The sequence below is a fragment of the Sporichthya sp. genome (assembly GCF_013815995.1).
GTDB lineage: Bacteria > Actinomycetota > Actinomycetes > Sporichthyales > Sporichthyaceae > Sporichthya.
This window is the reverse complement of record NZ_JACDFE010000110.1, coordinates 1-14,248: the sequence shown is the minus strand read 5'-3', so window position 1 is coordinate 14,248 and position 14,248 is coordinate 1. Positions and strand designations below refer to the sequence as shown.

Genomic DNA, 14,248 nt, shown 5'->3' with positions numbered 1-14,248 from the left:
GCGCTCGACCCCGGACGAACGAGGCGCGGCTAGGGTCCTGGGCCATGACCGAGCCGATCATCCGAATGCCACTGCGGGTGCGCTACCACGAGTGCGACGGACAAAAGATCGTCTTCAACGCCTGGTACCTGGCCTACGCCGACATCGCGCTGACCGAGGCCGCCCGGGTCCTGTTCGGCAGCTACGACGAGCTGGCCGCGCGCGGCGTGGACGTGGTGGTGGCGGAGGCGAACGTGCGCTACCTCGGCTCAGCCGGGTTCGACGACGAGCTGGTCATCGACGTGTGGACCCAGCACCTCGGGAACACTTCGATGGTGCTGCGCTTCGACGTGAACAAGAACGGCGAGTTGATCACGCAGGTGACGAGCCGCTACGTCTGGGTGGACACCGAGTCGCTCAAGCCGAAGGCCCCGCCGACCGAGGTCCGCGAGGCCTTCGCCCAGCATCTGCTGCCGGTGGAGGTCTCTAGCCGACCGGGTTGATCCCCAGCACGGCGCCGTCGACGTCGGAGATCTCGTTCCACCGCCGGCCGACCTCCTCGATGGAGGGAACCTCGGCGAAGGTGACGCCCTTGGTCTGGAACTGGGCGACGCGGTAGACCCGGCCGCCGCCGACCACGAGGACGCTGCCGGACTCGGTGAGCTCGTCCGAACACAGGTGCCCGACCACCGGCGCGACGTGCTCCGGGCCGAGCGCGGCCAGCACCTCCGGCGGCGCGGCGTCCTGGGTCATCCGGGTGGCGGCCATCGGGGCGACCGCGTTGGCGAACACGTTGGCCTTGCGGCCCTCGATCGCCAGGGTGTTGATCAGGCCGATCATCCCGGACTTGGCGGCGCCGTAGTTGGACTGGCCGAAGTTGCCGAAGATGCCCGAGGTCGAGGTGGCGACCACGATGCGGCCGTGCTGCTGCTCGCGCAGGTGCGGCCACGCGGCGTGGATCGTGTTGAACGCCCCGTAGAGGTGGACCTGCAGCACCGAGTCCCAGTCCTCGAAGGACATCTTGTGGAAGGCCTTGTCGTGCAGGATGCCGGCGTTGGCGATCACGCCGTCGATGCGGCCGAAGGCGTCGAGGGCGGTCTGCACGATCGCCTTCCCACCGTCGGCGGTGGCGACGCTGTCGTAGTTGGCGACCGCGGCACCGCCGGCGGGCGTGATCTCCTGGACCACCGCGTCGGCCGCGGCCGAACCCGCGCCGGTGCCGTCGCGCGATCCGCCGAGGTCGTTGACCACGACCTTCGCGCCGGAGGCGGCCAAGGTGAGCGCGTATTCGCGGCCGAGCCCGTTCCCCGCCCCGGTGATCACGATGACCCGGTCCTGCACTCCAGCCATGACTGCTCCTCTGCCTGTCCAACGTCAGCTCGGACACACTGTACAGACGTGTTGTGTGGGTCTGGGTGTAGGCCAGGGATCAACGTTGAGACTCCTGATACAACGTCCGAGCGTGCGTGGACGCCTCACACGTTTCAACCTTGATCCGTAGCCTTCGGGCTACAGGCCCAGCGGGTGGTAGCGGCCGATGATCAGGTGCTCGAGCAGGCCACGGGCGGGCTCGGACTCGTCTGCTTCTACGTCGACCTCGCAGTGCAGCTGACGGTGCCAGCGGTGCAGCAGGGAGGGGTCGGGGGCGGTGAGGTCGAGCAGCTCGCGGGCGAGGCGGAACTCTCCGTGCGCCAGGCCGTGTGTCCACTCCGGATGCCGGTACCCGATGCCCTGCATCTCCAGGTGAGCCTGAGGACGGAAGCGCAGGCGCAGCTGCTCGCCCTCCTCGGTCATCGCCGTCAGCGTGGCGGCGCGCACCCACCGGGTGCCGGCCTCCAACTCCAGGTCCATCACGCCGGTGCCGTGGACGTGCTTGTCCGGGCCGGAGCCGTGCGGGCACAGCACCAGCGAGCTGTTCCAGGCCCGCCCGTGCTCGTCGGACTTGGTGTGCCAGAACAGCGTCCGCCCGGGCAGGTGCACCGGGGTCCAGAGCCAGAAGAACTGCGGGTCGACCGGCGGCTGTTGCGGCTGCGGGTCCTTCATCCCGACCGGCCGGATGCCCCAAGACCGGTCGCGCAGGCCGTCCGCGGCCTCAAGGCGGTGGGTGACCCCCGCGGCGGAGACGCTGCCGCTGACATCGCAGGCCTGCGAGAGCCGGGTGTAGTCCATGAAGGCCCGGGTGCCGTGCCGGTGGATGAACCGCGGCTCCTCGATCGGGAAGTGACGGCCAGTGAAGGTGAGCTCGCAAGAGATCTCGTCATCGGCAACGACGACGCGGACCTCGTTCAGCGGTTCGAGGACCTCGATGCGGACCGGGCCGATCGACATGCCGGTGCGGACTCCCAGAGTCTGGGAGACGTGCAGGCAGTGCTGCTTGCCCTCGAACACGACCGACAGGTGCGCGTCGGCGACGCCGATGTTCGGATAGATCCCGAACGCCACCGTCGCGAGCAGGCCGTCCGCGGTGAACGCCCCGAGGTAGGCGCGGTCGTAGAAGTTGCGGTCGGTGCCGGCCACCGCGATCGGCTCCGGGGTCTGGTGGACGAACCACTCGTCGGCCCCGGTCAGCATCAGCGCGCCACACTCGTTTTGACTGCGACCGGCAGCTTCTTGATGCCGCGGAAGAAGTTCGAACGCAGCCGCTCCGGCGGACCGGTGACGGCCAGGGTGATGTTCCGCCGGATCACCTCGTCCAGCAGGATCTCGCCCTCCAACTTGGCCAGGTGCGACCCGAGGCAGAAGTGCGGGCCCCAGCCGAAGCCGAGGTGCTTGTTCGGGCTGCGGTCCAGGATCAGCTGGTCCGGAGAATCGAAGACCCGCTCGTCGCGGTTGGCCGAGGTGAACCAGAGGACGACCTTCTGCCCGGCCTGGATCGCCTTGCCGTGCAGTTCGACGTCCCGGGTCGTGGTGCGGCGCATGCAGACGATCGGCGAGATCATCCGCACGAGTTCCTCCACCGCGACCTTCGGCTTGACCTGACTGTCCTTCAGCCGCGCCCACTCGCAGGGGTTGTCGTGCATCAGCAGCACGGTGCCGGTCATCAGGTTGCGGGTGGTCTCGTTGCCGGCCACCAGCATCACCAGGTAGTAGGCGTCGAGCTCCTCCTGGTCCAAGGGGACGCCGTCGAGGTCCGCGGCGGCGAGCAGGCTGATCAGGTCGTCCTTGGGCCGCGCCCGGCGCTCCGCGGTGAGGGCGTGGAAGTAGTCGAAGATCTCGGTCCGGGTCCGCACCATCACCGACGGGTCGGCGACGTAGTCCGGGTCGGTCTGACCCGAGATCACATTCGTCCACGCGATCAGCTGCGAGGTGTCCTCCGGCGCGACCCCGAGCAGCGAGCCGAGCACGAGGATCGGGATCCGCGCGGTCGCGTGCGAGACGAGGTCCACCTCGCCGGCCGCGGCCAGGTCGTCGAGATGGGAGGTGACGAGCTCGCGAATCCGCGGCTCCAGGCGGAGCATCCGCTCGCGGGTGAACTCGGCGACCACGAGCTGGCGCATGTCCCGGTGCCGGGGCGCGTCCATGTTGTGGATGGACGGCTTGCCGTGCCCCTCCGCGCGACGGCTCTGGATCTGCGTGCCCTGCGCGCTGGAGAAGGTCTCCCAGTCCCCGCCCGCCGACTTGATGTCGGCGTAGCGGGTCAGCGACCAGAACCCCTCGCCACCGTCGGGCTCGTCGTTCCAGTGGCAGGGGTCCTCATCGCGCAGCGCGCGGAACAGCGCGCCGTCCTCGGCCCGGACGAACGGGTCGAGGTCCATGAGGTCGATCGCGGCGGGGTCCACGTCGTACTCCTTCTGCGGGGCGTAAGCGGTGGGATGTCAGAGGGTCGTCGAGGCGGCGGCGACCGCGCGCAGCGCAAGCAGGCCACCGTCGGCGACGACGTCGATGCCGTTGACCCACGAGGCAGCCGGGCTCAGTAGGAATGCGGCGATGGCCGCGACCTCGGCGGCGCTGCCGAGCCGGCCGATGGCACCGGCCGCAGCGTCGACACCGGCGCCCATCGAGACCCGGAAGTCATCGATGATCGGGGTCTCGATCGGGCCCGGGCTGAGCGCACAGGCCCGAACGCCACGACTCAGGTGACCGGCCGCGATGGCCACGGTCCAGGCGACGAGCAGCTTCTTGGACAGGTCGTAGGCGTTGCTGCCGTCCAGGCCCTCGGCCTTGGCGAAGCCGAGGATCTCCTCGTCGCCGGCGCTCTGCAGCCGCCAGGCGGTGGCGTCGTCCACGACCGGGCGACGCCCGGCCAGGGAGGCGACGTTGACGACCGCCGACCCGGGCGCGAGCCGGGGCAGCAGGGCCTCGGTGAGGCGGCGGGCGCCGAGGTAGTTCACCCGCAGCACCAGCTCGGGCGGCGCGGTGCCGGGGACGCCGGCCACGTTGGCCACGGCGTCGAGGGCGCCGGCCGCATCGGCGAGGGCGTCGATCTGCGCGGGGTCGGACAGGTCGCAGTGCAGCGCGACACAGCCGGCCGGGACTCCGGCCGTGTCACGGTCCACGCCGACCACGGTGTGACCTGCCGTCAGAAGCTGTTCGACCAGCGACCGGCCGATGCCAGAACCGGCGCCCGTGACGAGAACTCTCATGCCAGGACCGCCTTGACCTCGAGGAACTCGTGCAGGCCCCAGGTGCCGAGCTCGCGGCCGACGCCGGAGGCCCCGAAGCCACCGAACGGCGCGTCCGGACGTTCGCGGGTCCGCACGCCGTTCACCTTGACCTGACCCGACCGCAGGCCGGCCGCGACGGTGGCGACGCGCGCCGGATCGGGCGACCAGAGCTCGGCCGAGAGGCCGTAGCGGGTGTCGTTGGCCAGGCGAATCGCGTCGGCATCGTCGTCGTAGGGGAGTAGTACCAGGACCGGGCCGAAGACCTCTTCGCGCGCGATCTCCGAATCCCGGGCGACGTCGCCGAGCACGACCGGACCGAAGTACGGCGACTGGACGCCCTCGACACCGGCGACCACCCGGGCCCCGGCGGCGAGCGCCCGATCGAGGAACCCCGTCACCCGGGCGTGCTGGGCGTGACTGACCAAAGGACCCAGGTCGGTGTCCGGCCGGTCCGGGGCGCCGACCCGCAGCCGCACCACTGTGCTCGCGGCGAGGACCTCGACCCGGGCCATCGCCGCCCGCGGGACCAGCAGGCGAGTGGGGGCGTTGCAGGCCTGGCCGGAATTCACGAAGGCGGCCCGGACCGCGCGCGGGATCACCTCGTCGAGGTCGGCGTCGTCAAGGACCACCGTGGCCGACTTACCGCCGAGTTCGAGGGCGACCCGGCGCAGTCCGGCGCCGGCGACCGCAGCGACCCGGGAGCCGGCCGCCACCGATCCGGTGAAGGAGACGACGTCGACCCCCTCGGAACCGACCAGGATCTCGCCGGTGGTCGGGCCCCGGCCGTGCACGACGTTGAGAACGCCGGCCGGCAGCCCGGCCTCGTGCGCGAGTTCGACGAAGCGGTGGGCGGCCGTGGGCGCGAGCTCGCTGGGCTTGAGAACGGCGGTGCAGCCGGCGGCCAGGGCGGGCCCGAGCTTGGTGGTGACCTGGTAGGCGGGCATGTTCCACGGCGTGATCGCCGCGACCACTCCCGCGGCCAGGTGGTGCACCTCGAAGCCGTCGTGCTGGGCGACCCACGGGAACTCCCGCGCGGTGGCGGCGGTGCGCCGCAGCACCGAGGCGACCAGCTCCACCTGGGTGGGCCGGGCCAGTCCGAACGGCATCCCCATCTCGGTCGAGACCGCGTCGACGATGGCGTCGCCGTTGCGCTCGATCAGGTGGGCGAGCCGGTCGAGCACCTCGGCCCGTTCGCCGACCGGCCGGGTCGACCAGTCGGCGAACGAGGCACGCGCGGCGGCGACGGCGACGGCCACCTGGACCGGACCTGCCTCCCGGACCTGGGCGACGATCTCGCCGGTCGCGGGCGAGACGACGTCGAGCACTGGCCCGCCGCTGTCGACCTGCTTCCCCTCGATCAGGGCATCGAGCTGGGACACAGCTCTCCTCTCAATTGCGACTAATCAATCACATTCGAGCGTGCCCGACAAGCCCCGATTCAGCGTAGATGAGGGTTGACCAGCTCATCCCAACCGTCCAGAATGCGATTGGTTAGTCACAGTCTGACCGTCGCCCAAGGAGGCCGCGTGGACGCCGAAGCGGTAGCGCTCGTTGCGCCACGCGCGGGCAATGCCCGCGGCCGGCGCACCCGCGCGCAGCTGGTCGAGGCGGCCACCGGGTGCTTCGCCGAGTACGGCTACGAGCGGACCCGCATCGCCGACATCGTCAGCCGGGCCGGGGTCTCGCAGGGCAACTTCTACCGGCACTTCGAGTCGAAGAAGGAGATCTTCCTCGAGGCCTTGCGGCCTGGGCTGGACGCACTGCTCGAGGCCCGCGCGGAGCTCCGCGACCACACTGACGCCGACGCCCTCGCTGCCGACACGGCGATCTACCTGCGGACCTACAGCCGGCACCGGCACATCCTGCGCGTGATGCGCGAGGCGGCCGCGGTCCGCAGTGATGGCTTCGACGAGATGTGGCTGACGCTGCGTCAGGGATTCGTTGACCGCACCCAGGCCTGGCTGGAACGGCTGCACGCCGCCGGCCGCATCGGCGAGGCCGACTTCCCCCAACTCGCGGCCGTGCTCGGCGCCATGATCGAGCAGGTCGCCTATGTGCAGATCGGTCTGCCCGACCGCGCGCCGCGCGATGAGGAGATCCAGCGCATCGCCCGCACCATCGGCGAGGTCTGGCACCGTGCACTCCCCCCAGCAACACCCTCCCCCGCTGACCTTCCGAAGTAGCTTCCCCGTCCCGTCCTGGAGGACCCCGTGCACGCCTGGCCGCTCAACGACACCGCGTCGACCGTCTTCCCGCTGACCTCGCGGGCCAACGTGGGCGAGATCTTCCCCGACCCGATAACGCCGCTGAACGCCTCCACCGGGTTCTTCGCGAACCTGGAGAAGGGCTGGAGCGACGCGTACGTGGCGACCGGCGCGTGGGACCACGACCTCTACGACCAGGCGATCGAGCACAACCCGATCTGCATGTTCGGCAGCTACATCTACATCAACATGTCGCTCATGCGCCTGTTCGGCGTCCGCGTCCCCGGCTTCACCCCCGAGGCCGTCGACCTGCAGTACTTCGGTGACATGCCCGGCATCCCGTCGTACGAGTCCGAGAAGCGCGACTTCGACGAGGACCCGGCCGCCTCGGAGAAGGCCGGCGCCTGGCTGGTCGGCGAGGTCCTGGGCGCCACCGACCTCGCGCCCTTCGACGCCGACCGCGCCCGCATCCTCGACATCCGCCGCAGCCGCCCGGACCTGTCCACACTGAGCGATGCCGAACTCGCTGCGCGCATCACCTCGTTCAACGACGACCAGCGGCACTTCTTCTGCAACCACATCGTGGCCAGCCTCGCGGCCGGGGTGGGCCTGGGCGCCGTCGCGCAGGTGTGCGCGGCGATCGGCACGCCAGAGCTCTCGCTCACCCTGGTCGCCGGCATCGGCGACGTCGACTCGGCGGGTGCGTCGAAGGGCATCTGGTCGTTGTCCCGCAAGGTCCGCGTCAGCGCCGAGCTGACCGCCGCCTTCGACGCCGGGACCGACGGGCTGATGGGCCGGCTGCAGTCGATCGACTCTGCGGACGGGAAGGCCTTCCGGGTCGAGCTGGACGCGTTCCTCGACGAGTGGGACTTCCGCGGCCAGAGCGAGTGGGAGCTCCGCGCCGCGACCTGGGGCAGCGACCCCGAGCTCGCGCTGTCCATGGTCGAGCGCCTGCGCCTGGTCGGGGACTCCGAAGCTCCCGAGGCGAAGGGCGCCTTGCGCGCAGCCGAGCGGGAGGCCGCGACGGTCGGGATCCGCGAGGCGCTGGCCGGCAGTCCTGAAGGCAGAGAGGCATTGCCGCAATTCGAGGCCGCGCTGCACGCGGGCGCGCACTGGGTGCGGGCCCGCGAGCGCCAGCGCACCTCGGCCGCGATGCTGATCCACGAGCTGCGCCTGGCCGCGATCGAGCTCGGCCGCCGGGGGGTCGCGGCCGGCGCGCTGCCGGACGCGAAGCGGATCTTCATGCTCTTCGCCGACGAACTGCCGGCCTACGTGGCGAACCCGGCCCCGTTCGGTGACACCCTGGCGGAGCGGGAGCGGGTCTATCTGGACCTGTTCGACTACATCCCGCCGTTCGTCGTCGCCGGCCAGGCCGCCGAGTACACCGAGTGGGAGCGCCGCGACGCCCACACCGCGCCGCTGCTGTCGGCCGGGGAGGTCCTCACCGGCGTCTCCGGCTGTCCCGGCGTCGCCCGCGGCCGGGCCCGAGTGGTGCTCCACCCGGACGCCGCCGACGAGTTCGAGCCCGGCGACGTCCTCGTCGCGCCGATCACCGACCCGTCCTGGACCCCCCTGTTCGTCGGTGCCTCGGCCGTCGTGGTGAACGTCGGCGCCCCGTTCTCGCACGCGGCGATCGTCAGCCGCGAGCTGGGCATCCCGTGCGTGGTCTCGGCGATCGATGCCACCGTGCGGATCCCGGACGGGGCCCTGCTCGAGGTCGACGGCACCACCGGAGCGGTTACTGTCCTGGAGATCTGACGCTCCGTCAGACCAGAGGTCAGAGGATCATGAAGCCGCCGTCGACGGGCACCGTGACGCCGGTGACGTAACGGGCCTCGTCGGAGCAGAGCCACAGGATGGCGTTGCTGATGTCGACCGCCTCGAGCATCTCGACCGGCATCGCGTGTACCAGCCTGGACAGCTCCACGGGATGCTCCGCGGCCAGCGCACCGAATCCCTCATTGACGATCATCGGGGTGTTCACCGCGCCCGGGTGCACGCTGTTCACCCGGATGCTCTGGGGCGCCAGCATGTTGGCGTAGGCGCGCATCAGGCCGACCACGCCGTGCTTGGCCGCGATGTAGCCCATCATCCCGGCGTTGCCGGCCAGGTTCAGGCGCCCGGACAGGCCCGCCACCGAACTGGTCAGCACGATGCTGCCGCCCTCACCCTGCGCGAGCAGCTGCGGCAGCGCCGCCTCGATGGTGTTGTAGACCCCGGTCATGTTCACGTCGACCACGTCGTCGAAGGCCGCCCCGGTACTGGCCACCTCGCCGATGCCGGGGAAGATGCCGGCGTTGGCCAGGACGATGTCGAGGCGGCCGAGCTCGGCCACGCCGGCCTCGACGGCGGTGCGCAGGGCGCCCAGGTCACGCACGTCGGCCTGGGTCGCCACGATGCGGGCGTCACGTTCCTCGACCAGCTTCACCGTCTCGGCCAGGTCGTCCGGCGTCGCCATCGGATAGCCGACCGAATCCATCTGGCTGCACAGGTCGACGCCGACGATCGCCGCCCCCTCCTCGGCCAGCCGGAGCGCGTGCGAACGGCCCTGTCCGCGAGCGACGCCGGTGATGAACGCGACCTTGCCGGTGAGACGGCCCATCAGATTCCTCCGTGTGGTCTGAGTGCTCAGCCGACGCAGAACTCGTTGTCCCCGGGGTCCTGCGTCACGACGTAGTAGGAGGGGTCGTCCGGGTCGTCGTCCCGGTCGCGGCGCACCACCGTGGCGCGGAGCGCCACGAGGTCGTCGACCCGCGCGTCCACGATGGCGACCCGCTGCGCCTGCGTCAACGAGTTGTCGCGGCCAGTCGGGTAGACGTCGAGGTGGACGCGGTTCTTGCCGGCCTTGGCCTCGGGCACCTGCTGGAACCAGATCGGCGGGACGCAGACCAAGAAGACCATGCCCTGACGCTAAGCCCGATCAGGCGTTGCGCAGCGGAGCGTCGCCCCCGGTGTCGTACTCCTGGTAGCAGTACGTCGTCGCGGGGTCGGGGATCAGCGCGGAGAGCACGCCGGGCTCGTCGATGTCCTTGCAGCGCGCTTCGTCGGTGACGCCCTCGAGCACGCGGAGGATCTTGAGCGCGCCACGGCGCGGGCCGAGCGCGCAGACGTAGGCCCCGATCTCGGCTGGCGACTGGACGAAGCACTCGCCTTCTTCGACGTTGAAGGTCATGCAGTAGGTGACCGGCCCATCCGGCGCGGTGTCGCGGCGCACGATGTAGATCGGGGACGGGCACGTGGCCGCGGCCCCGGGCAGGCGCAGCGCCACCCGGTAGGCGGCCTTGGCGTTGCCGCACCCCACCTTGGACGCGGGCAGTTCACCGGAGGTGTCCGCCGGGGCCAGCCCTTCCAGCACGTCGAGGCAGTCCCCGACCGCGACCCGGTCGTCGGAGTCGGAGCCCGAACCACCGACCACCACCAGCGCCCCGGTCGCGACCACCACGAGCGCCACACCGATCCAGAGCAGTCGCATGGGCCCTATTCGACACCCTCGCACTCCTGGTCTGGTCGCCCACCCGGTCAGACCCTGCGGCACGGCCGATCACTCAGCTCAGCACGAAGCCCTGGTAGTCGTTCTCCTTGACCTCGGCGATCCGGCGGCGGTACTCGACCAGGCCACCGATGTAGAGCAAGAACTTCTTGGCCTTGCCCGGGATGTTGGATCCGATGTACCAGGCGGTCTCGGCGGTGAGCACCGGAGCGGCGCCCTCGTACACCGCGTCGGTCCAGGCCTTGACCGCGTCGTCGTCCGGGTCGATCCGCTTCGCCCCGCGCTCGCGCATGTGCGCGATCAGGTCGGTGATGAACTCGACCTGGTCCCCGGTCGAGCGCGGCACGTTGCCGTAGGTCGAGTGTGGGCCGCCGGCGATGATCAGGTTCGGGAAGCCGGGTGCCTGCAGCCCGAGATAGGTGAGCGGACCGTCGTCCCACAGCCTGGCCAATGACTGCCCGCCCAGGCCGCGGATGTCCATCCGGGTCAGCGAACCGGTGACCGCGTCGAAACCGGTGGCCAGCACGATCACGTCGAACTCGCGCTCGCCCTCCGCGGTGAGAAGGCCGCGTTCGGTGAACTCGATGATCGGGGTGGCGCGCAGGTCGATCAGGTCGACCGTAGGAAGGTTGAAGGTCTCGTAGTAGCCGCTGCCCATCGGAGGGCGCTTCTCGCCGTACCCGTGGTCGCGCGGGATAAGCATCTCCGCCGTCGCGGGGTCGGTGACAATCGCCCGGATCCGGCCCGCGATGTAGGTGCAGAACTCGGTGTTCGCGGCCTTGTCGAAGACCAGGTCGGTGTAGTTGCTGAACAGCTTGGTCAGGCCGCGGGTGTCCCACACCGCGTCGTAGTGTGCGCGCCGCTCGTCGTCGGAGTCGTCGAAGGTGGCCTTCGTCGGGTCGGGGTGCATGAAGCCACCGAAGGTGCGGTCACACATCGCCTGCAGCCCGGTGCGCCCGCTGCGGATCCAGGTCTGTTCGTCCTCGGTGATCGGACCGTTGTTCAGCGGGGCAACCCAGTTCGCGGTCCGCTGATACACCGTCAGGGACGCCGCCTCCCGCGCGATCGGCGGAATGATCTGCACGCCGCTGGCGCCGGTCCCGATCACCGCGACCCGCTTGCCGGCGAGCGGGACTCCGTCGGTCGGCCACTGCCCGGTGTGGTGGATCTCGCCGCGGAAGGATTCCCGGCCGGGGATCGGCGGGTCGTAGGGCGCGGACAGGATGCCGACGGCGGTGACCACCAGCCAGGCCGAGTACTCCCGGCCGTCGGTGGTGGTGACCTGCCAGCGGTTGGCCGCCTCGTCGAAGGTGGCGTTCGCGACCCGGGCATTGACGTCGATGTGGTCGGCGAGGGAGTAGCGCTCCACGACGTGGTTGAAGTAGGCCTCGATCTCGGGCTGGCCGCCGAAGTGCTCGCTCCACTGCCAGGAGTCCCACAGCTCAGGGTCGAACAGGTAGCCGTAGGTGTAGATCTCCGAGTCCGACCGGGCCTCGGGATAGCGGTTCCAGTACCAGGTACCGCCCACCCCGCCACCGGCCTCGAGCAGACGGACGGAGAACCCGGCCTGCCGCAGCCGCAGCAACTGATGGATACCGGTGAACCCGCCGCCGATCACCAGAACGTCGTAGCTGTCCACGGCCGTGCCTCCTCGCGCGGTGTCCCTGCCGGGACCTTCGTGCCCCGACGGGAGGTAGCGCAAGGGCAGACCGACGGTGTCGGGGTTTCTACGTCTGGTCCGTTCCCCGCTGACGGGCTTAGGTTCGATCGCATGACTGACACCGCACCCGGGCGCCTCGGCGACCCCGCCAGCAACCTCGGCTCCGACCCCCGCACCGACCCCCGGCTCCGCGTCGCGCTGACCGCCTTCGGGCTCGACCAGAACTCGCAGCCGGCGCCGCTGAGCACCACCTCGCCGCGCGAGGAGCTGCTCGGCTTCATCACCGCCGCGGAGGAGGGCTTCGAGGGCCTGTTCGCCGCCGCCGGAGCCGGCGTCGAACCGATCACCGGCGTGGACCGCGAGACCATCACGATCCCCGGCACCGACGGGCACGAGATCACGCTCTACGTGCACAAGCCGGTCGGCGCGTCCGGTCCGCTGCCCGTCATCCTGCACACGCACGGCGGCGGCATGGTGCTGCTCGGCGCGACTGGCGCCGCGTACGTGCGCTGGCGTGACGAGCTCGCCGCAGCCGGCCTGATCGCCGTCGGCGTCGAGTTCCGCAACGGCGGCGGCGTCCTGGGCCCGCACCCGTTCCCGGCCGCGCCGGACGACTGCGTCGACGCCACCCGTTGGGTGGCCGCCAACCTCGGCCGCCTCGGCGGTTCGCACATCGTCATCTCCGGGGAGTCCGGCGGCGGCAACCTGGCGCTGGCCACCACGATCCGCGCCATTCGCGAGGGCTGGGCCAACGAGATCGCCGGCGTCTACGCGCAGTGCCCCTACGCGCAGGACCCGCGCGACCTCGAGAACCTGCCCACCTCGGCGCGGGAGAACGACGGCTACTTCATCCTCGGCCAGATGCTCACGCTGCTCGCCGAGGTCTACGACCCCGAGGGCAAGAACGCGCTCGAAGCGACCTGCTGGCCGCACAACGCCTCGGACGCCGAGCTCGGCGCCTTCCCGCCCACCGTCATCTCGGTGAACGAGCTCGACCCGCTGCGCGACCAGGGCCTCGCGCTCTATCGCCGGCTGGCCGCGCTCGGTGTGCCCAGCTCGGGCCGGATCGTGCCCGGCACCTGCCACGCGGCCGACGTCGCGTTCCGGGCGTCGATCCCGGACGTGTACGCCGCCACCATCCGCGACATCGCCGGGTTCGCGCGCTCGCTCGGCTGAGGCCTCACCCGGGTTAGGGTCGCGCGATGTACCTGACCCAGCCCGTGCACCGGTCGCTGCAGACCAAACCGGACGAGATCGCGACGATCTGCGGTGACTGTCAGTTCACCTTTGCTGCGCAGGCCGATCGGGTCGCCCGCCTCGCTGGCGGCCTGGTCGGTCTCGGAGTTGCTCCCGGCGACCGGGTCGCCTATCTCGGCCTGAACTCCGACCGCTACCTGCAGTACTACCTCGCGGTGCCGTGGGCGGATGCCGTGGTGGTCCCGCGGCCTGATGGCGGGGTACAAGGTGCCGCGCACCGTCGAATTCGTCGACACCCTGCCCGTGAGCCCGGCCGGAAAGGTGTTGAAGCGTGAGCTGCGTGCAGCGCGATCTTCGTAAAGCGGGCCGCGGTTTCGGCGCTGTGCTCCTGGCCGCCGCGGTGCTGGCGGGGTGCGGCGATTCCGGATCCGACGCTACCGCCGGCGGGGCCATCACCCCGTCGCCGACGGTCCCTGTGGCGGTCGCGACTCCGAGCCCCGTCCCCGAGGCCACGAGTAGCGCGGCGTCGCGCCCGACGCCGGCCCGCACGTCCCGCTCGACACCGGCAGCCCCGAGCGATGCGACCCGGGTGCCGCTGGGAAAGGACTTCCGGCTCCAGGAGGGCGGGTCCGTCGCCGTCGCGGGCACCGACCTCGTCGTGACCTTCACGCGCCTCATCACCGACTCCCGGTGCCCGACCAACGTGACCTGCATCCGGCAGGGCGAAGCCACCATCGCTCTCAAGATCACCGGCCTCGACGACCCGCAGACGATCCAGCTCAGCGTCCCGGCCGACGGGGGTACCAACGAGAAGCGTGTCGGCGGATTCCTGATCCACCTGGAAACCGTGGAGCCGTGGCCCACCGACCCGGCCGGTTCCGCGGGCCAGTCGGACGTTCCGGTGGTCGCGGTGTTGCGGATCGACAAGAACTGACGGTCAATCACGGCGTTGATCTTGTCGGACCCCTGAGCTATACTCGAACATATGTTCTGCATATCTGCTTGAGTGCAGTACGATTTCGGGTGTGAGCAAGGAACGGCCGCTAGGCGGAGTCGACTACCCGCGCACGTTGCAGGAGTTCCGGGACTGGTTCCCGAACGATGACGCCTGCGT

At 70.5% G+C, this 14,248-nt stretch carries 15 protein-coding genes; 6 read left to right on the top strand and 9 right to left on the bottom strand.

Annotated features, from left to right (window positions below; genetic code table 11):
- The coding region (locus tag H0X00_RS13435) for a thioesterase family protein (protein ID WP_293771739.1) at positions 1-482 on the top strand (482 nt) is incomplete at its 5' end.
- Here H0X00_RS13435 and H0X00_RS13430 read toward each other — a convergent pair.
- From H0X00_RS13430 to H0X00_RS13410, 5 genes are all read right to left on the bottom strand, one after another.
- On the bottom strand, positions 466-1,329 hold the full coding sequence (locus H0X00_RS13430) for an SDR family NAD(P)-dependent oxidoreductase (RefSeq protein WP_293771737.1): 864 nt from the start codon (positions 1,327-1,329) through the stop codon (positions 466-468). The genes H0X00_RS13435 and H0X00_RS13430 overlap by 17 nt on opposite strands.
- A 159-nt stretch (positions 1,330-1,488) precedes the next feature.
- Complete coding sequence (locus H0X00_RS13425; protein WP_293771734.1) at positions 1,489-2,550, bottom strand: hypothetical protein; 1,062 nt, start codon at positions 2,548-2,550, stop codon at positions 1,489-1,491.
- The gene (locus H0X00_RS13420; protein ID WP_293771731.1) at positions 2,550-3,758 is read right to left on the bottom strand and encodes a cytochrome P450; all 1,209 of its coding nucleotides are present in this window, start codon (positions 3,756-3,758) and stop codon (positions 2,550-2,552) included. The genes H0X00_RS13425 and H0X00_RS13420 overlap by 1 nt, the downstream gene beginning before the upstream one ends.
- Before the next feature lie 36 nt (positions 3,759-3,794).
- Positions 3,795-4,562 carry an SDR family oxidoreductase gene (locus tag H0X00_RS13415; RefSeq protein ID WP_293771729.1) on the bottom strand — a complete coding sequence of 256 codons (768 nt, stop codon included), beginning with the start codon at positions 4,560-4,562 and terminating at the stop codon, positions 3,795-3,797.
- On the bottom strand, positions 4,559-5,962 hold the full coding sequence (locus H0X00_RS13410) for an aldehyde dehydrogenase family protein (protein ID WP_293771726.1): 1,404 nt from the start codon (positions 5,960-5,962) through the stop codon (positions 4,559-4,561). The genes H0X00_RS13415 and H0X00_RS13410 overlap by 4 nt, the downstream gene beginning before the upstream one ends.
- Before the next feature lie 147 nt (positions 5,963-6,109).
- Here H0X00_RS13410 and H0X00_RS13405 point away from each other — a divergent pair, with 147 nt between their 5' ends.
- Together H0X00_RS13405 and H0X00_RS13400 are read left to right on the top strand one after the other, a co-directional pair.
- Positions 6,110-6,766, top strand: coding sequence for a TetR/AcrR family transcriptional regulator (locus tag H0X00_RS13405; protein ID WP_293771724.1), 657 nt, complete (start codon positions 6,110-6,112; stop codon positions 6,764-6,766).
- Between the two features lie 27 nt (positions 6,767-6,793).
- A complete protein-coding gene (locus H0X00_RS13400; RefSeq protein ID WP_293771722.1) occupies positions 6,794-8,545 on the top strand; it encodes a PEP-utilizing enzyme in 1,752 nt (583 codons plus the stop codon).
- Positions 8,546-8,564: 19 nt separating this feature from the next.
- Here H0X00_RS13400 and H0X00_RS13395 read toward each other — a convergent pair whose 3' ends face one another.
- From H0X00_RS13395 to H0X00_RS13380, 4 genes are all read right to left on the bottom strand, one after another.
- Entirely contained in the window at positions 8,565-9,389 is an 825-nt protein-coding gene (locus H0X00_RS13395) for a mycofactocin-coupled SDR family oxidoreductase (protein WP_293771720.1), read from the bottom strand.
- Between the two features lie 26 nt (positions 9,390-9,415).
- Positions 9,416-9,688, bottom strand: a complete 273-nt coding sequence (locus tag H0X00_RS13390; RefSeq protein WP_293771717.1) for a VOC family protein — start codon at positions 9,686-9,688, stop codon at positions 9,416-9,418.
- A 19-nt stretch (positions 9,689-9,707) separates the two neighbouring features.
- Positions 9,708-10,259 carry a hypothetical protein gene (locus H0X00_RS13385; RefSeq protein ID WP_293771715.1) on the bottom strand — a complete coding sequence of 184 codons (552 nt, stop codon included), beginning with the start codon at positions 10,257-10,259 and terminating at the stop codon, positions 9,708-9,710.
- Between the two features lie 73 nt (positions 10,260-10,332).
- Complete coding sequence (locus tag H0X00_RS13380) at positions 10,333-11,916, bottom strand: NAD(P)/FAD-dependent oxidoreductase (protein ID WP_293771713.1); 1,584 nt, start codon at positions 11,914-11,916, stop codon at positions 10,333-10,335.
- 132 nt (positions 11,917-12,048) lie between these two features.
- Between H0X00_RS13380 and H0X00_RS13375 the strand changes: the two genes are divergently transcribed.
- From H0X00_RS13375 to H0X00_RS13365, 3 genes are all read left to right on the top strand, one after another.
- Positions 12,049-13,113 (top strand): alpha/beta hydrolase fold domain-containing protein, encoded by a 1,065-nt coding sequence (locus H0X00_RS13375; RefSeq protein WP_293771710.1) that lies wholly within the window; start codon positions 12,049-12,051, stop codon positions 13,111-13,113.
- A 26-nt stretch (positions 13,114-13,139) separates the two neighbouring features.
- Positions 13,140-13,469 (top strand): AMP-binding protein, encoded by a 330-nt coding sequence (locus H0X00_RS13370; RefSeq protein ID WP_293771707.1) that lies wholly within the window; start codon positions 13,140-13,142, stop codon positions 13,467-13,469.
- A gap of 254 nt (positions 13,470-13,723) precedes the next feature.
- Entirely contained in the window at positions 13,724-14,068 is a 345-nt protein-coding gene (locus tag H0X00_RS13365) for a hypothetical protein (RefSeq protein WP_293771704.1), read from the top strand.
- Positions 14,069-14,248: the final 180 nt, after the last annotated feature.

Bases quoted from the DNA above. Each gene is read 5' to 3' on its own strand.
- H0X00_RS13385 (WP_293771715.1), bottom strand. From the start codon at position 10,259: ATGCGACTGCTCTGGATCGGTGTGGCGCTCGTGGTGGTCGCGACCGGG.
- H0X00_RS13395 (WP_293771720.1), bottom strand. From the start codon at position 9,389: ATGGGCCGTCTCACCGGCAAGGTCGCGTTCATCACCGGCGTCGCTCGC.
- H0X00_RS13370 (WP_293771707.1), top strand. From the start codon at position 13,140: ATGTACCTGACCCAGCCCGTGCACCGGTCGCTGCAGACCAAACCGGAC.
- H0X00_RS13425 (WP_293771734.1), bottom strand. From the start codon at position 2,550: ATGCTGACCGGGGCCGACGAGTGGTTCGTCCACCAGACCCCGGAGCCG.
- H0X00_RS13390 (WP_293771717.1), bottom strand. From the start codon at position 9,688: ATGGTCTTCTTGGTCTGCGTCCCGCCGATCTGGTTCCAGCAGGTGCCC.
- H0X00_RS13415 (WP_293771729.1), bottom strand. From the start codon at position 4,562: ATGAGAGTTCTCGTCACGGGCGCCGGTTCTGGCATCGGCCGGTCGCTG.
- H0X00_RS13375 (WP_293771710.1), top strand. From the start codon at position 12,049: ATGACTGACACCGCACCCGGGCGCCTCGGCGACCCCGCCAGCAACCTC.
- H0X00_RS13430 (WP_293771737.1), bottom strand. From the start codon at position 1,329: ATGGCTGGAGTGCAGGACCGGGTCATCGTGATCACCGGGGCGGGGAAC.